Origin of the sequence: Halalkaliarchaeum sp. AArc-CO, assembly GCF_024972735.1 — an archaeon.
Taxonomy (GTDB): Archaea; Halobacteriota; Halobacteria; order Halobacteriales; family Haloferacaceae; genus Halalkaliarchaeum.
Window position 1 is genome coordinate 589,186 of record NZ_CP087723.1, and the last position, 16,282, is coordinate 605,467.

At 64.6% G+C, this 16,282-nt stretch carries 15 protein-coding genes and 1 tRNA gene; 14 read left to right on the top strand and 2 right to left on the bottom strand.

Features of this window, described 5'->3' with window-relative positions:
- Positions 1–570: 570 nt before the first annotated feature.
- Positions 571–645, bottom strand: a tRNA-Val gene (locus tag AArcCO_RS03620).
- Positions 646–768: 123 nt separating this feature from the next.
- On the opposite strand from AArcCO_RS03620, the gene AArcCO_RS03625 reads away from it, so the two are divergent.
- From AArcCO_RS03625 to AArcCO_RS03690, 14 genes are all read left to right on the top strand, one after another.
- Positions 769–1,728 carry a hypothetical protein gene (locus tag AArcCO_RS03625; RefSeq protein ID WP_259535085.1) on the top strand — a complete coding sequence of 320 codons (960 nt, stop codon included), beginning with the start codon at positions 769–771 and terminating at the stop codon, positions 1,726–1,728.
- Positions 1,729–1,938: 210 nt separating this feature from the next.
- Positions 1,939–3,042, top strand: a complete 1,104-nt coding sequence (locus AArcCO_RS03630; RefSeq protein WP_259535086.1) for a monovalent cation/H+ antiporter subunit E — start codon at positions 1,939–1,941, stop codon at positions 3,040–3,042.
- The gene (locus tag AArcCO_RS03635; protein ID WP_259535087.1) at positions 3,035–3,313 is read left to right on the top strand and encodes a cation:proton antiporter; all 279 of its coding nucleotides are present in this window, start codon (positions 3,035–3,037) and stop codon (positions 3,311–3,313) included. Before AArcCO_RS03630 ends, AArcCO_RS03635 begins: the two co-directional genes overlap by 8 nt.
- A 2-nt stretch (positions 3,314–3,315) precedes the next feature.
- Complete coding sequence (mnhG, locus tag AArcCO_RS03640; RefSeq protein WP_259535088.1) at positions 3,316–3,711, top strand: monovalent cation/H(+) antiporter subunit G; 396 nt, start codon at positions 3,316–3,318, stop codon at positions 3,709–3,711.
- Complete coding sequence (locus AArcCO_RS03645; RefSeq protein ID WP_345780875.1) at positions 3,708–4,280, top strand: DUF4040 domain-containing protein; 573 nt, start codon at positions 3,708–3,710, stop codon at positions 4,278–4,280. Before mnhG ends, AArcCO_RS03645 begins: the two co-directional genes overlap by 4 nt.
- The gene (locus AArcCO_RS03650) at positions 4,277–4,816 is read left to right on the top strand and encodes an MnhB domain-containing protein (RefSeq protein WP_259535090.1); all 540 of its coding nucleotides are present in this window, start codon (positions 4,277–4,279) and stop codon (positions 4,814–4,816) included. The genes AArcCO_RS03645 and AArcCO_RS03650 overlap by 4 nt, the downstream gene beginning before the upstream one ends.
- Positions 4,813–5,175 (top strand): sodium:proton antiporter, encoded by a 363-nt coding sequence (locus AArcCO_RS03655; RefSeq protein WP_259535091.1) that lies wholly within the window; start codon positions 4,813–4,815, stop codon positions 5,173–5,175. The genes AArcCO_RS03650 and AArcCO_RS03655 overlap by 4 nt, the downstream gene beginning before the upstream one ends.
- Positions 5,168–6,760, top strand: coding sequence for a complex I subunit 5 family protein (locus AArcCO_RS03660; protein WP_259535092.1), 1,593 nt, complete (start codon positions 5,168–5,170; stop codon positions 6,758–6,760). Before AArcCO_RS03655 ends, AArcCO_RS03660 begins: the two co-directional genes overlap by 8 nt.
- Positions 6,757–8,583, top strand: a complete 1,827-nt coding sequence (locus AArcCO_RS03665) for a Na(+)/H(+) antiporter subunit D (RefSeq protein ID WP_259535093.1) — start codon at positions 6,757–6,759, stop codon at positions 8,581–8,583. The genes AArcCO_RS03660 and AArcCO_RS03665 overlap by 4 nt, the downstream gene beginning before the upstream one ends.
- Positions 8,580–10,046: a proton-conducting transporter transmembrane domain-containing protein gene (locus tag AArcCO_RS03670; protein WP_259535094.1), complete on the top strand. Its 1,467-nt coding sequence runs from the start codon at positions 8,580–8,582 to the stop codon at positions 10,044–10,046. The genes AArcCO_RS03665 and AArcCO_RS03670 overlap by 4 nt, the downstream gene beginning before the upstream one ends.
- A 22-nt stretch (positions 10,047–10,068) precedes the next feature.
- Entirely contained in the window at positions 10,069–11,526 is a 1,458-nt protein-coding gene (locus AArcCO_RS03675; RefSeq protein ID WP_259535095.1) for a proton-conducting transporter transmembrane domain-containing protein, read from the top strand.
- Positions 11,523–13,364, top strand: a complete 1,842-nt coding sequence (locus AArcCO_RS03680) for a Na(+)/H(+) antiporter subunit D (protein WP_259535096.1) — start codon at positions 11,523–11,525, stop codon at positions 13,362–13,364. Before AArcCO_RS03675 ends, AArcCO_RS03680 begins: the two co-directional genes overlap by 4 nt.
- Positions 13,365–13,463: 99 nt before the next feature.
- Positions 13,464–13,970: a hypothetical protein gene (locus AArcCO_RS03685; protein ID WP_259535097.1), complete on the top strand. Its 507-nt coding sequence runs from the start codon at positions 13,464–13,466 to the stop codon at positions 13,968–13,970.
- 79 nt (positions 13,971–14,049) lie between these two features.
- The gene (locus AArcCO_RS03690; RefSeq protein WP_259535098.1) at positions 14,050–14,850 is read left to right on the top strand and encodes a ZIP family metal transporter; all 801 of its coding nucleotides are present in this window, start codon (positions 14,050–14,052) and stop codon (positions 14,848–14,850) included.
- Between the two features lie 75 nt (positions 14,851–14,925).
- Here the strand turns inward: AArcCO_RS03690 and AArcCO_RS03695 are convergent, their stop codons facing one another.
- Positions 14,926–16,269, bottom strand: a complete 1,344-nt coding sequence (locus AArcCO_RS03695; RefSeq protein ID WP_259535099.1) for a sodium-dependent transporter — start codon at positions 16,267–16,269, stop codon at positions 14,926–14,928.
- Between the last annotated feature and the right edge of the window lie 13 nt (positions 16,270–16,282).

Below are 16,282 nucleotides of genomic sequence, written 5' to 3' on the forward strand. Positions count from 1 at the left end.
GGACGTGTCCGGGGTGCTTGCGCGGGCGCTACGTGGCTGCATGGATTCAAACGCGGTTGGAGGTTCGAGTGTGATAAAATGACGGGTAAAGCTGCTTATACTGGCGATTCTTGTCCTTCAAGAACGCGTAAGAGAGACATGGGTTGGGGCGGATTCGAACCGGAGCCAGACGTGCTCGCTTCCTTCGGTCGCTGCGCGCGACTGGCAGGGCTCGAATCCTTCACGGACTCATTTCGCCGACACGGACCGCTCACTTCGTTCGCGGTTGCGTGTCGACAGAAATGGGTTGGGGCGGATTCGAACCGGAGCCAGACGTGCTCGCTTCCTTCGGTCGCTGCGCGCGACTGGCAGGGCTCGAATCCTTCAAGAACTCATTTCGCCGACACGGACCGCTCACTCCGTTCGCGGTTGCGGTGTCGGCAGAAATGGGTTGGGGCGGATTCGAACCGGAGCCAGACGTGCTCGCTTCCTTCGGTCGCTGCGCGCGACTGGCAGGGCTCGAATCCTTCAAGAACTCATTTCGCCGACACGGACCGCTCACTCCGTTCGCGGTTGCGGTGTCGGCAGAAATGGGTTGGGGCGGATTCGAACCGCCGGCCTGCTCCGTGTGAAGGAGCCGTCATAACCTGGCTAGACCACCAACCCGCGAACCAATCTACCCGACGTCCGAACTTAAGCATTGCTTTGTCTTTCGTCTCCGCCGATGCGCGACACCTCTCCACCATCTCCCGGCACAAAACACTCGTATCCCGACCCCGAACACCGACTATGCGCCGCCGTGCCCTCCTGTCCAGTGTCGCTGCCGTGTCGACCGCAGGCCTCGCCGGCTGTCTCTCCGTCGGTGGCGGCTGCTCCCAGGGTCGAACCGTCATCTTCTCTCCAGTCGATGCCGAGGACGTTGCCGACCGCGAGGCCGCCCCCGCGACGGCGGACCGCCCCGAACTGTTCGAGACGCTCCTCGATCGAGTGCTCGACGGCGACGACGTCGAAATCGAGACGATACACCGCGATCCGCTGGGGTGGGTGACCTACTACCGAACCGGCGACGACTACTACGAGTTCTCCTCGACGGTCGTCTCCGAGGGGGACGTGACGGGCCCACAGTATCGCCTCCGCAGAGACGAGGACGTTCCCGCGGAGCCGGAGCCGGCTGACACGCTGTCGTACGCGGAGCTCCCGTTCCAGGATCGGCTCCGCGTCGGCGAGGCTGTCGACTACCAGCCGGAACTGTTCGCGTCCCGGGAGCGCGACCGCGACTTCGAATCCCGACCGTTCGTCGTCGCGTATTTCGACCCCGACGACCAGGAGGATTCACACCTGGCGGCGGGAATCGAGGAATCGTATCTCGGGGCCGGCGGGGGACACTTCGCGATCGACGACCTCGGCGAGGGAACGTCGTCTGCACGCCGGCTCGCCTACGCCGCCGACCACGTCGCTGGCGACACGGCGGCGTTCGCCGACCTGATCTTTGCCGAACGGGGGACGACGATCGATTCACCGCCCGAGGAGGTCGAACAGCTCCTCCTGACTGCTCGCGAAGAGGACGGCCGACTGGAGGTGTGTGACGACGACCCGGGCGAGGAGGGTGAGGCGGATCCGAATCAGGGGGCTGCAAACGCCCTCCAGGACTACCTCTCCGAGCTGGAATCCGAGGTCCCCGGCGACCTCGAGTACGGTCGATACGAGGGAGAGTGGCACCGAATCGGGATCTCCGGATGGGACGTCTGACCAATCCGGTGGATTGTGACTGACTGGGCCGCATTTTACAGGTCGCGAGAGGTATCCAGGGACAGTCAGAGACCGGACAACGGGAATCGACGAAACGTATTTGACACGTTTCTGTGAACTAACACGTATGTGCGGGGTTCACACGGCACCGGTTCGTCAGCGGATGGGGGACGCGTGGCCGGCCGTCTCCGAAACGCCGAGGTGACTGCTGTGAACGTATCCAGTGACGTCCTTCTCCCAGTGTCGCAGTCGCCAACGTTGCCGGCGGTGATCGACGCCGCAGTCGAGCGGGCTGGCGACCAGGCTGTCGAATCGGACGCTCCGGTCACGCTGCATCTGATCCGTGTGTTGCCCCACGTTCGCGACGACGTCGAGGTGGCCACCGACCGCCAACTGAACCGGGCCGAAGAGCGCGCACGGGAAACGGCTCCCTCGTCGGTTTCCGTCACGACCGCGCTCGTCGCGCCGGATCGGTATCTCGCCGATCCCACCGACCACGCCGAGGAGATCCACCGGTACGTCGACGAGCACGGGATCGGACTCGTCGTCCTGGATCCGAACTACGCGATCGACGCGACCGATCCCGACCTCCACTCGATCGGTGCCGCGCTCGAAGACGAGGGCGTTCCGTACGACCGACCCGCGGTCACTGCCGAACGGCGGCTCCCCTCGCGGGCGGAGGTCGTCCGGTTCGGCGGCGTGTTCCTCCTCTCGTTCGGGTTCTACCTCGCCGTCGCGGGCGAGCGGTATCTCTACGCGACGGTGACGGGTGCGCTGACGGCACTCGTCGTCGCCGGACTCCTCAGGAACGTGGTTTTCGAAACCACGCCCAGGGCAGCGCGGGGTCCCCACGTCGTGGTTCGGGGCATCGCGTACGTTCCGTACCTCCTGTGGGAGATTCTCAAGGCAAACGTCGTGATCGCGTACGTGGTGTTGCATCCGTCGCTCCCTCTCGAAACCTATCTGGATCGGATCGACACGCCGCTTTCGGGTGGGCTTCCGGTGACGGGGTTCGCGAACAGCCTCACCCTTACCCCGGGAACGCTCACGGTGGACGCCGACGGTAACGATCTGCTGGTGCATTCAATGACCGCCGGCACTCGTCGCGATCTCCTCGAGGGAGGCCGGGAGCGGGCGATCCAGTTCGTCTTTCGGGGCCGATCAGCTTTGGACCTCCCGGGGCCGATCGAGCGGGACGCAGTCGTCGAACTCGTCGGTTCGGTCCCGATCGATCCCGCAAAGGAGCCCGAGGACATCCCGACGCCGGAAGCCGACGCCGGCGCGCAGGCCACGGAGGGTCCCGCGGATGAGTGAACTCGCCGGAACCGTGATGCTCGGTGCAGCCGGGCTCGTCATTCTCATGGCCGTCGTGGTGTCCTACCGGGTCGCGACCGGGCCGACCACCCAGGATCGGCTCATCGGTGTGAACGTCATCGGCACCTCGACGGTGATCGTCATCGTGTTCCTCGCTGCCGGCCTCGACCGCCCGGAGTACGTCGACATCGCGCTGGTGTACGCGCTGTTGAATTTCCTTTTGAGCCTCGCGATCGCCAGGTTCACATACCACGAAGGGAGGGTCGAGTGAGCATGACGATCCAGACTGCCGTCGTGATCGGGCTCACCGCCGCCGCCGTCTTCTTCACCTTCGTGGGCGCGGTCGGACTCCTCCGTCTCCCCGACATTTACACCCGGGCACACGCCGCATCGAAGGCCGACACTCTCGGGGCTGGCTTCGCCGTCGCTGCGGTGGCGATCCACTTCGGTGTCCAGATCGTGGTGGTCAAGATGCTGCTTTTGCTCGTGTTTATCTACATCACCAATCCGACGGCAAGCCACGCCATCTCCCGGGCGGCGTATCTCCAGGACGCGGCGGTCTGGATCAGGACCGAAGACGGGTCGGGGGAACTGGTCTCGCCGCGGTCGGACGTGGATGAATCACACCTCGAGGAGCAGTTTGCGGAAGGAGAGGGGAAGGAGCCGTGATTTTGGTCGAATTCGTTCTGGTGGCGTTCGTGGTCCTGATGGCAGTTCTCGTGGCGCTCCTCGAGGACATCGTGGGAGCGATTGCCACCTTCGCGGTGTTCAGTCTGGGGCTCGGACTGGTCTGGATCCTGCTTGCGGCGCCCGACGTCGCCCTGGCGGAGGCGGCGGTCGGGGGTGGTATCCTGTCTGTGCTGTACGTTCTCGCGGTGATTCTGACGAGCCGAGGGGTGCCCGACGCCGACCCCGAGGAAGAAGGACTGTTCCGGTCGATAAACCTCCGCGCACTCGCCGTGGTCGTTGCGCTGGCGGTTCCGCTGTTGTTCGCCATCACTGGGCTCCCGGACGTTGGCGACCCAACAGCACCGGCGGTAAGCGAGACGTATCCCGACGGATCGTTGACTCCGTACGGCTTCTACGTGGGACACACGCTCGAGGAGACAGGACTGTCGAACGCAGTCGCGGCGGTGCTCGTCGTTTTTCGGGGGCTCGACACCCTCGGTGAGGCCGTGGTCGTCTTCACCGCCGCTGTCGGCGTCCTGATCGTCCTCGAACGGGAGGTGCTGACGTGACAGCTCCCGCAACCGGGTCCGATTCCGATTTCGATTCCGATTCCGTCCCCGGTCGGAACTCATCCTCGCCCCCAGGTTCGAGAGGACCGAGTCATCCCCCGTACGTTCGGAGTCCGGTTATCACGACGGCGGCCCGGACGACAGCCCCGTTCGTGATGACGTACGGCTGGTATCTCGTTCTCTACGGCGCTCACGTTCCAGGCGGCGGGTTCCAGGGCGGTGTCGTTATCGGGGCGACGGTCGTGCTCCTCGGACTCGCGTTCGGACTCCAGCCGACTCGCGAGTGGCTCGACGACCGCGTCGTGACCGGCGGTGCCTTCGTGGGGTTCGGGCTGTTCGGCGCCCTCGGTGCGGGATCGATCGCCGCGGGCGGGGCGACCCTGGAGGTCTTCGTCTTCCCGATTCCGGTGACCATCGTCGTCGAGATCGTCGAGGTCGCGATCGGGCTCATCGTGGGCGGGATGGTCTCGGGTCTGTTTCTCGTCATCGGAGCCGGAGTTCGGGAGCCCGTTCGGGAGAGCGGTGATCGTGCGTGATCGACCCTGTCGTTCCAGATGTCCACCACTACTACCTGATGTTTCTCGCGGTCTTCATAATCGGTCTGTACACGCTGATCGACGACCCACACCTCGTGAAGAAGGTCATCGGGCTCGGTCTGATGCAGATCTCGGTGTTCATGCTGTTCGTCTCGATCGGCTACATCGAGGGTGCCAATCCGCCGCTGGTCGACGAACCGGGTCCGCACGCCAATCCCCTCCCTCACGTCATCGTGTTGACCGCGATCGTGATCGCGGTGTCGCTCAGTGCGCTCGCGCTGGCGATCGTGATCCGCCTGTACGCAGAGTTCGGCACGACCGACGTGAGAGAGATCGAGGAGGCGCTCGCCGATGAATGAGATCCTCCCTCTTTCGGCCGCCGTCGAGGTCACCTCCTGGCGTCCGTTCGCTGCCGTCCTCGTGACCGGAATCGCGGCGTTGTTCATCATGGGACTCGGTCGGTGGCCGAACGTCAGGGACGGGGTAACCGTCGTCGTTGCCCTCCTCAAGTTCGGCCTCGTCGCGAGTCTGGCCCCGGCTGTTCTCGCCGGACGACGCCCGACGACGGACCTCGGGACGCTCGTCCCCGGCGTCGAGTTCGCCTTCCAGGCCGAGCCGCTCGGGATGGTGTTCGCGCTCGTCGCCAGTGGACTATACGTCGTCACCGCCGTCTACAGTATCGGCTACATGCGGGGCCTGTCTGCGGACGAACAGACGCGCTTTTTCGCCGGACTCGCGGCGAGCCTGAGTGCGACGCTGGGTGTTGCGTTCGCCACGAACCTGCTCGTGTTGATCGTCTTTTATGAACTGTTGACGGTCGCCACCTATCCACTGGTCGCACACGACGAATCGAAAAGCGCCAGGGAGGCCGGTTACAAGTATCTCGTCTACGCGTTCAGCGGCGGTGTCGTCGCGCTCGCCGGGACGCTGGTCGTGTTCTGGGCGGCCGGGACGGTGACGTTCGATCCCGGTGGAATCGCCGGCCTCGCCGCGACGGATCCCTCGATCGCCCGGACGGCGTTCGCGCTGCTGGTCGTGGGGTTCGGAGTCAAGGCGGCGGTGATGCCGCTGCACTCCTGGCTTCCCAGCGCGATGGTGGCGCCGACGCCGATCTCGGGGCTGCTGCACGCCGTCGCCGTCGTGAAGTCCGGGGTCTTCGGCATCGCCCGGACTGTCCTCGAGGTGTTCGGTCCCGCTACAGCCGAGGCACTCGGGTTGGCCGTCCTGCTTGCGGTCGCAGCCGGTGCGACCATCCTCCTCGCCAGCCTGCTCGCACTCCGGCAGGACAACATCAAACGGCTGCTCGCGTACTCGACGATCGCACAGCTGTCGTACATCGTCCTCGGCATCGCCTTGCTTACGCCGGCTGCGATCACCGGTGCGCTACTGCATCTGCCGGCACACGCGTTCGCCAAGCTGACGCTGTTTTTCTGTGCCGGCGCGTTACACGTCGAACTTCACCTCGACGACGTGAGCGATGCGGTCGGAGCCGGAGCACGGATGCCGGTGACGATGGGAGCGTTCGCGCTTGCGAGCGCCAGTATGGCGGGCATCCCGCTTTTCGCCGGCTTCACGAGCAAGTGGCACCTCCTCCAGGGCGGGTTCGAGGCCGGCGAGATCGTCGTCGGGCTGTTCGTCGTCTCGGGGGTTCTCAACGTTGCATACTTCTGGCCGGTCGTCTCCGCCGCCTTCTTCGAGACGCAGGAGACCGCCGATCCGAAGCCGCTCATCGACGGGCCGTTCGGGGGCGGCGAGAGGGGCACTGACGCAGAGCAGTTCCAGCGGGTGGAGTCGTGGACTGACGAAACGTCGCTTCTCATGCTCGGGCCGATTCTCGCAACACTGGCGCTCGTCGTCGTCTTCGGGATCGTCCCGTGGGCGACCGGGCTGTACGACCTCGTCGGCCTCGCCGTCGAGTGGTCCACTGGGGGTGATGTTCCGTGACTGCTCCGACAGCCCTCTTCGCGGGGACGATTCCGACCGACGTACTGGCGTATCCACCTGCCGCAATGGTCCTCGTCGCTGCCGTGCTCGTCCTCGTACTTCCCCGACGACCGGCCCACTGGACGGCTTCGCTCGTCCTGCTCGGGGTTCTCGGCTGGATCGCACTGCTCCCGGACGGAACCGGGACGACGGTCCGGTTCCTCGAGTACGACCTGGTCGTCGTTGCGGTCGACGACGTCTCGCGGCTGGTCGGGCTGTCGTTTGCAGGCTTTGGCGCCCTCGCGGTCCTGTACGCCGACGCCGCGGGGTTCGACCGGTGGCATCTCTCGGCGGCGCTGGGCTACGTCGGCGCAGCGCTGTGGGCCGTTTTCGCGGGGGACTGGCTCGGGCTGTTGATCGGCTGGGAGATCATGGCGCTTTCGAGCACGCTCCTGGTGTGGCTTCACGGGGGGGACGCGGTCCGGGCGGGCTACCGGTACGCGCTCTGGCACGGCCTGGGGGGCGGCCTCTTTGCAGCCGGGGTCGCCGCACACGCCGTGGCTGGCGGTACGTTCACGGCGGCTGCACTCCAGTTCGACGGGACGGGGATCGCGCCGGGACTCCCGACGCTGCTGGTGGGGACTGCGATCGCGATTAACGCGGGGGTGATCGGGTTGCACGCGTGGCTACCCGACACCTACCCGCGACCGCACGTCGCCACCTCGGTGTTTCTCTGCGTCTACACGACGAAAACCGCTGTCTACGCCGCCTATCGAGCGTTCCCGGACGGACAGCTCCTCCTCGCGTACCTCGGAGGCGTGATGACGGTTTATGGGGCGGGATACGCGCTGGCACAGAAAGACATGCGCCGGCTGCTGTCGTATCACATTCAGGCGCAGGTGGGATACATGCTTGCGGGCATCGGAATCGGGTCGGCGCTCGGTGTCGCTGGCGGGTTCGCCCACCTGTTCAACAACGTCCTTTACAAGGGTCTGCTGTTCATGGTCGCGGGGATCCTGGTTCTCCGGACCGGGAGGAACCGCCTCGACGAGTTCGGAGCTGTCGGTACCACTGCTCCGGTTCTTCTCGTCGTGTTTCTGATCGCCGCACTGTCGATTTCGGCCGTACCGGGGTTCAACGGGTTCGTGAGCAAGGGGATGATAATCGACGCGAGCGTGGCGGCGGACCGTCCGGCGCTGCGGTGGCTGTTGATCGCCGGCGGGGTTGGGACGGTGATGTCGTTTGCCAAGTTCGGCTACTACGCGTTCCTCCAAGGAACCGGCGAGAGACTCGGGAACACGACCGGGAGGGGGCTCGGGGAGACGTCACTCCAACACGCGGCTGTCGGCGTCGCGATCGCGGTCGCCTGTGTCTTCTTCGGGCTCAATTACGGGGCGCTGTTCTCCCTGTTGCCGGCGACTGACGCCTGGGCTACGGATCCGTACTCGACGTCCCACCTTCTGGACGGGTTCGCGATCGTCGCAGCCGGTCTCGTCGGATTCGTGGTGGCCAAAGGTGTCCTCGATCGACTCCACGGTGGCGTTGACGTCGGCGTTCTCCAGGATCGAATGGCGTTTTACGGGACACGATGGTTCGTCGGAGCCATCAGCGCGACGTATCGCACAGTCGACGACCGGGCAAGCGCCACTGGCTGGGAGGTGGCGCGTGCCGTCCGCGATCCCGTCGAGACGATCGCCGGGCTGCTCCCCTCGAAATACGAGGACCGTTACCGTCGACGCGCCCGGCGTACGCCGGGTGAAACGGGGACGAAGTTCAGCTTCCGTTCGTGCCTGTACCTGACTGCACTGGTCATCGCGTTCGCACTCGGGGTGGCGCTCACATGAGCGAACTCGCCTGGCTGGCCAGCGTCATCGTCCTCGTCCCGCTTTTATCCGCCGTCATCCCGGTGGTCGCTAGCCTCCGATATGATCGCGTCGGCTGGTGGGTCGCCGCGGCCTCACTCGGTATCACGTTCGCCCTCACAGTGGTCCTCGCTGTGGAGATTTTAGCCACCGGCACGATCCGCTACGAAATGGGTGGAATTCCCGCACCCTTCGGCGTCGAACTGTACGCCGATGCCTTCTCGGGGACAGTGCTTCTCCTGGACATTCTCATGGCGCTGGGCGTGCTCGCGTACACCCGGACCGCCGGCCCGCGGGGGAACGCCTTTTATAGCGGCTATCTGCTGCTCACCGGCGGGATGATGGGAATCATCCTCACTGGCGACCTGTTCAACCTGTACATCTTCCTCGAGATGATGGGGATCGCGGCGTACGCGCTGGTCGCCTCCGCGGAGTCCCGATGGTCGACGTACGCCGCGTTCAAGTACCTGATCCTCGGGACTATCGGCGCGATGTTGTATCTCCTCGGGGTCGCGTTTGCCTTCGCGGCGACGGGAACGTTGAACATGGCGGATCTGTCGATCCGGCTGGCCGAAGTCGGCTACTCTGATCCGGTCGTCGTGGCGAGCTTCGCGTTGATGACGATCGGTCTCGCGATCAAAATTGCGCTGTTCCCCCTCCACACCTGGTTGGCCGACGCCCACGCGGCCGCCCCCAGCGCGATCAGTGCACTGATCTCGGGACTGTTACCGGCGGTCGCCGTCTACGCGTTCGTCCGGGTTATTTACACGGTCTTTACAACCGAGTTCCTCGCGGCCAATCCGATTATCGCTGAGGGATTGATATATGGAACGATCCTCAGTCTCCTGATCGGAAACGTCTTCGCGATCCTCCAGCGGCAGATTAAACTCATGCTGGCGTACTCGACAATCTCCCAGTTCGGACTTATCGTGGTTGGACTGATGATCGCAAACGAGACAGCGCTGTTCGGATCGATCCTGCAGATGTTCGGTCACGGGATCATCAAGGGCGGGCTGTTCATCCTGGCGGGGATGTTCGCGCTCCGGTTCGACGCGTACACGCTCGAAGAGTACGCCGGGCTGGCTAAGCGAGCGCCGATCCTGGGAGGGACGTTCGTTGCGCTTTCGATTACGATGATCGGGCTTCCCCCCTCCGTCGGATTCATGGGGAAGTGGTACATTGCGCTGGGGGCCATCGAGGAGGGGCTGTGGTTGATCGCGGTTCTCGTCGTCGTGAGCACGGTGATGACGCTGGCGTACACGGTGCCGTTCATCAACCGGCTGTACTTCAAACCGTTCGACGACGACCGACCGGACCGACCGAACGTCACGACCGGCATGGTGATCGCGGTCGTCCTCGCAGCGGCAGTCGGGCTCACGCTCGGGCTGGCGTCGGCGTGGATCGAGGCCGCCTTGCGCGAGGTCATCGCGACCCTGGTACAATGAACATCCCCGTAGACTTGAGACGATGATACTCACCGGACTGACGCTCCCGATTGCAGTTGCGCTTCCGTACGCGGGAGCCGTCCTCGCGCTTTACATGGGGCGTTCCGTCCGTCGCACAGGGTGGCCGATTGCCGCTGTGACGCTGAGTTCCACGCTGGCTGTCGTGGCCCTCATTACTGTACAGGTCGCCGCCTCCGGCGTCATCTACTGGGAGTACGTTTACGTCCCGGACGTTCGGACGGTTCCCTTCCAGGCCGACGGGCTGTCGGCGACGTTGCTCTTCGTCGGTGCGTCGATGACCGCCGGAGCACTCGCGTACACCCGGTCTGCAGGTCCTCGGGGGAATCGATTTTACGCCGGCTATCTCGTTCTCGCCGGGAGCATCAACGGGCTGGCGGTTACTGGAAATCTGTTTTATGTGATCGTGTTTCTCGAACTCACGTCGCTTTCGATCATCACGCTGGTCGCTGCAAGCGACAAGGAGGGGGCGACGTTTGCGGCGATCAAGTACCTGTTCCTGGCTGCATCCGGCGGCGTCGTCGCTCTCATGGGGGTCGGCGTCGTCTATACCCGGACCGGTACGCTGCTGCTTTCCGAGCTTCCCGATGCGATCGCGGCAGTCGGGTACGCCGATCCCGGATTCCGGATCGCGTTCGCCCTGATCGTCGTCGGCCTCTCGATGAAAGTCGGGCTGTTCCCCCTCCACGGCTGGCTGGCGGACGCCCACGCGGCGGCGCCGGACGCGGTCAGCGCCCTTATTTCCGGGGCGGTCCCTGCCCTCGCCGTCTTCACGTTCGTCCGGATCGTCGTCTCCGCGTTCACGCCGGATTTCCTGGCGGTCGTACCCACGCTCGAGGCGGTGTTCCTTTACGGCATGGTTGCCATCATGCTCGTCGGAAACGTGCTGGCTCTGTATCAGCGCCACGTAAAGCTCATGCTGGCGTACTCGACGATTGCTCAGTTCGGTCTCGTGGCGATCGGTGTGGCGCTGGCAAACGACACGGCCACGTTCGGGGCGATTGTCCAGATGGCGGGCCACGGGTTCGCGAAAGGGGGGCTGTTCATCCTGTCGGGGATGCTCTCTCTTCGGTTCGGAGCCCGGACGATCGAGGAGTACGCCGGCCTGGCCGATCGTGCACCACTTCTGGGTGGGACGTTCGTCGTGCTGGCTATCTCGATGATCGGCCTGCCACCGACCGTCGGATTCGTCGGCAAGTGGTATATCGCACTGGGTGCGATCCAGGAGGGCGCCGTACTCGTCGCCGCCCTGGTCGTCGTGAGCACCCTGTTGACGCTCGGATATACTGTGCCGTTCATCAACGCACTTTACTTCAAACCGTTCGATGAGGAACGATCCGACCGCCGCGACCGCCCCGCCGTTACGCGGGGCATGACCGCCGTCGTCGTCCTTGCTGCCGTGGTCGGCATCCTGCTCGGATTGACGTCGAACTGGATGCTCGAGGTGATGGTCGTCACATGATCGGGCTCGAACTCGTTCCGGCGATCCCGGTCGCAATCGCCGCCCTGCTTGCACTCGTCCTCCCGGACCGGATCAGCTACACGTTTGCCGGCGTCGTCCTGGCGGGGATCTCGATCTGGACCCTCCTCGTCCCCGCCGGTACGGGCCCTGCGGTCGGATTTCTGGGGTTCGACGTGATCCTCGTCGAAGTCGATGAGATCACGCGGCTCGTCGGGGTCGTCTTCGCCGGGTTCGGAACCGCTGCAGTCGGATACGGTGCGATCACGGACGCCGACCGGCGGCATCTCGCCGTCGCTCTCGGTTACGCCGCGGCCGCGTTCCTCGCTGTTTTCGCGGGGGACTGGCTCGGGCTGTTGATCGGCTGGGAGATCATGGCGCTTTTGAGCACGCTTCTGGTGTGGCTTCACGGGAGGGACGCGATCCGTGCGGGCTACCGGTACGCGCTCTGGCACGGGCTCGGCGGCGGGCTCTTTGCCGCCGGGATCGCTGCTCACGCGATTGCAGGAGGCGGGACAACGGCTACCGCGCTCCAGTTCGACGGGACGGGGATCACTCCGGGGCTGCCGACGCTGCTGGTCGGGACGGCGGTCGCGATAAACGCGGGCGTGATCGGGTTGCACGCGTGGCTTCCGGACACCTATCCCCGACCGCACGTGATGGCTTCGGTGTTTCTCTGTGTGTACACGACGAAGACCGCCGTCTACGCCGCCTACCGGGTGTTTCCGGAGGGGAACTTCGTTCTCGCATATGTCGGGGGCGTGATGACGATCTACGGGGCAGGATACGCACTGGCACAGAAAGACATGCGCCGACTGCTGTCGTATCACATTCAAGCGCAGGTGGGGTACATGCTCGCGGGGATCGGAATTGGATCTGCGCTCGGGATCGCCGGCGGATTTGCCCACCTGTTCAACAACGTCCTTTACAAGGGACTGCTGTTTATGATCGCCGGTGCGATCGTGGTCCGGACCGGACGGAACCGCCTCGACGAGTTCGGGGCGCTTGGGACCGCCAGTCCCGTACTCCTTGTCGTGTTTCTGATCGCCGCACTCTCGATTTCGGCGGTGCCGGGGTTCAACGGATTCGTAAGCAAGGGGATGGTGATCGACGCGAGCGTGGCGGCGAACCGGCCCGTGCTGCGGTGGCTGTTGATCGCCGGCGGGGTGGGGACGGTGATGTCGTTCGCCAAATTCGGCTATTACGCGTTCTTCGAAGGGGAGCCCGTATCGGTGCCGAAGACGGTCCGCGGGGAGTGGATCGTTTACGGCGGGATCGCAGCGGCGTGTGTCGTTTTCGGGCTCGCTTACGAACTTCTCTTCGGGCTCCTTCCGGCGAGGGACGCCTGGGGGACAGATCCGTATTCGACGTCACACCTCCTCGAGGGTGTCGCCATCGTCGCGACCGGCCTCGTCGGGTTCGTCCTCTCGAAGAAAATCCTCGATCGACTCCATGGCGGCGTCGACGTCGATCGAGTCGTAGATCCGCTGGCCTTTCGGGGGACGCGAGCGGTCTCACGTGCGATTGCGAGCGTCGCCGCAGGGGCCAACAGAACGACGGCCGACGCCGGCTGGTGGATTCTCGGGACGGTCCGCGATCGTGGAGGGCGGACGATCGGCGACGAGACCGCCGACACGGTGATTTACGCTGCGATCGACGTCGTTCGGGCTCCCCGGAATCGGATCGTTTCTGCCCTTTCACCGCGTCTCCTCGAGCGATATCACCGTCACCAGCAACGAACCCCATTCAGCGAAACGGGATTCAAACTGAGCGTGGAGACCAGTGTCCTCGTTCTCGCTTTCGTCCTCGCGCTGGTCATCGCACTTGCGCTGTACTTTTGAATGTCTCCCTAGTCGACTGCCGGGGATCCGTGCCAAGGTGCAACCCGGTCGTCAACGAGCCGGGCATACGCTGAAGCCGATCGAACCTAATGTGAACACATGACGCACGAACTCCGGTTCTTCGAGCGGATTCGACAGCACGTCGCCTCGCTGTTGCACGCCCCGATTTCGATTCTGGGGCTGTACGCAGAGCGGACGACGCCCCACGACCAGTACGCGCTCACGATTCGACAGCCTTACGAACTGTTCGAGGCTGAACTCCATCGACTGGGGTTTATCAGGAACCTCGTCTCCTCGCTCAAGCGACGGGAGTATGCCGCCCCCGCGGAGGTGACCGTCGCCAGCTGGGTGTGCTATCCCCGGGGAGCATTGCGGAGCCACTATCAGCTCCATCTCGGGCTTTATGTCGGCCCGGACGAGGAGTCGACCGACGTGTATGCCCACTGGGAGCCCTCCTGGATCCGGCATCCGATCCGACACTACCGTGCCCGGGAGGTCGACGCCGAAACGGGGGTACAGAAGATCAGGGACCTGCTGTCCGAGGCGGGGGTGGAGTACGTCGTGAAACCGGTCGAGGACCGCTATCCCCCCGCAGAGACGGCGTAGCACAGTCGGTTTCGGGGGAGGTGGTCCCTCGGAGCCGAGACGGGCGGGTATTTATCCCGGGCGATGGAACGGGCGAACGATGCCACTGTTCGGCGAGCTGGCGATCGTTTTCGTCGCGGGGCTCCTCACCGGGCTCGCGACGGGACTCGGTGTGCTCCCATTTTTCCTCACCGAGCAGATCACCGGACGGTGGCTGGTCGCCCTGTGGGGGATTGCCGCCGGCGTGTTGTTGTCGGCGGCGTCGGTCGGGCTGCTGATCGAGGGTGCCACAGACGGAGAGTTTGCCCACGTTGCGGCAGGCTGTCTCGCCGGTATCGGATTCGTCTACGGCGTCGATCGATTGCTCGCCGACTACGACCTGGTTACGGGTACCGACATCTCCCCCGACCGACGGACGATTATCCTGGTGGTCGGCGTGCTCACGCTTCACAGCCTGCCCGAAGGGGTTGCTGTCGGCGTCGCGTTCGCGGACGTCGATCCAGACGTCGCTTTCACCATCGGCGAGTTCGGGGTGTCGACGCTCGCGGTTTCGATGCTGGTTGCGATCTCGATCATCAACGTACCGGAGGGGCTGGCGATCGCAATTCCACTCGTCGCGTCGGGGATGGGACGGTGGCGGGTCGTCGGCTGGGCGGTGTTTTCCGGACTCCCACAGCCGATCGGGGCGGTCGGCGCGTACGTGTTGACCGCGAGCCTTCAGCAACTGCTTCCCGTGAGCTTCGGTTTCGCCGCCGGGGCGCTGCTGTATCTCGTCGTTGCCGAGTTCCTTCCCGCGGGAGTTAGCGCCGGCGAGGCGCTACCCGGTGGCGGCCGCACTGAACTCGCCGTCGGAACCGTCGTCGGGTTTTTGGGGATGTTGGGGCTGTTGACGCTGCTTTGACGGCAGTCTGCTGTCAGTATCGGGAAAAAACGAGACGACGATCCGAAAAACCCGGGATCGTCGGTCGTCAGCCGATCACAGCAGGTCGATCGCCTCGATCGTCTCGGGGAGTGTTTCGATCAGCCCCTGCACGCTGAGAACCAGCGTGATGCCGATGACGACCAGGATAATCGTCCGGACGTGCCACAGCCACGCGCCAGGCAGCCAGTCTGCCGAGACGCCCTTGCTCACCTCGTCGAGCGCCTCGTCGTAGAACCAGCCCACGAACAGTACGAGCAGGAACACCGTAAGCGGGAGGAACAGCTCCGCAGTCACCTGGTCGTACAGCTCCAGGACGGCCAAATCCAGTGCCGTCGGGATTCCTAGCACGAAGATTCCGCCGGCGACGATCCCCGTGGCGACGGGCCGGTCGAGTCCGAACCGGTCGATGAGGAACGAGACGGTCACTTCGGTGAGGCTGATCGCCGACGACAGCGCCGCCACGAGCACCGTACCGAAGAACAGCACGCCGATGATCCGGCTGCCGGGCAATCCAGCTATGGCGCCCCCGACGCCGATGAACAGCTCGCCCGCCCCGCCGGCGCCGGGCTCGACGCCGATAGTGAACAGCACGGGGAAGATCATCAGGCCGGCCATGATCGCGATCGCGGTGTCCAGGCCGACGATCCAGGCGCCGTCACCCACGAGACTCCGGTCGTCGTCGATGTAGGAGGCGTAGGTGATCATGATCCCCATCCCCAACGAGAGGGTGAAGAACGCCTGTCCCGCCGCCGCCGGCAGGATCGACGTCCAGTTGGCCGCGACCGCTCCCGGCTCCGGCGAGAGGTAGTAGGCGTACCCCTGTACGGCGCCGTCGAGCGTGAACCCGTAGACGATCAGCACGATCATCAGGGCAACCAACGCCGGAACAAGCGCCTTCACCGCCATCTCGATCCCGCGCTGGATCCCGAGGCCCACGATGATCGCAGTGATGCCCATGAACAGGAGGTGGAACAACAGCGCGTCGGTTCCTGCGGCAATATCCACGAAGTACTCGGCCGGTTCGGCGAAGTACGCCCCCGTCGCGCTCGCCAGCGTGTATCGGGTCACCCACCCGGCGACCACCGAGTAGAAGGACATGATGATGAATCCACCCATCACGCCCAATACGCCGGCGGCTGTCCACGCCCGATAGCCCAGTCGATCGAACGCGTCGATCGGGTTCCGTTCGGACCGGCGACCGATCACGAACTCGACGAGGATCGCCGGCAGGCCGATGAGGAGGATAAATGCGAGGTACACCACGAGGAAGGCGGCACCGCCCTCCTGTCCGACCTGGAACGGGAACCGCCAGATGTTTCCGAGTCCCACGGCGCTGCCGACCGCCGCGAGGATGAACCCGATACGCGTCGCCCATTGTTCTCTGTCAGTGGATGACATCCCAAGGTGTCTG

Coding starts and splice junctions, on each gene's coding strand:
- AArcCO_RS03625 (WP_259535085.1), top strand. CDS start 769: ATGCGCCGCCGTGCCCTCCTGTCCAGTGTCGCTGCCGTGTCGACCGCA.
- AArcCO_RS03635 (WP_259535087.1), top strand. CDS start 3,035: ATGAGTGAACTCGCCGGAACCGTGATGCTCGGTGCAGCCGGGCTCGTC.
- mnhG (WP_259535088.1), top strand. CDS start 3,316: ATGACGATCCAGACTGCCGTCGTGATCGGGCTCACCGCCGCCGCCGTC.
- AArcCO_RS03660 (WP_259535092.1), top strand. CDS start 5,168: ATGAATGAGATCCTCCCTCTTTCGGCCGCCGTCGAGGTCACCTCCTGG.
- AArcCO_RS03670 (WP_259535094.1), top strand. CDS start 8,580: ATGAGCGAACTCGCCTGGCTGGCCAGCGTCATCGTCCTCGTCCCGCTT.
- AArcCO_RS03675 (WP_259535095.1), top strand. CDS start 10,069: ATGATACTCACCGGACTGACGCTCCCGATTGCAGTTGCGCTTCCGTAC.
- AArcCO_RS03680 (WP_259535096.1), top strand. CDS start 11,523: ATGATCGGGCTCGAACTCGTTCCGGCGATCCCGGTCGCAATCGCCGCC.
- AArcCO_RS03685 (WP_259535097.1), top strand. CDS start 13,464: ATGACGCACGAACTCCGGTTCTTCGAGCGGATTCGACAGCACGTCGCC.
- AArcCO_RS03690 (WP_259535098.1), top strand. CDS start 14,050: ATGCCACTGTTCGGCGAGCTGGCGATCGTTTTCGTCGCGGGGCTCCTC.
- AArcCO_RS03695 (WP_259535099.1), bottom strand. CDS start 16,269: ATGTCATCCACTGACAGAGAACAATGGGCGACGCGTATCGGGTTCATC.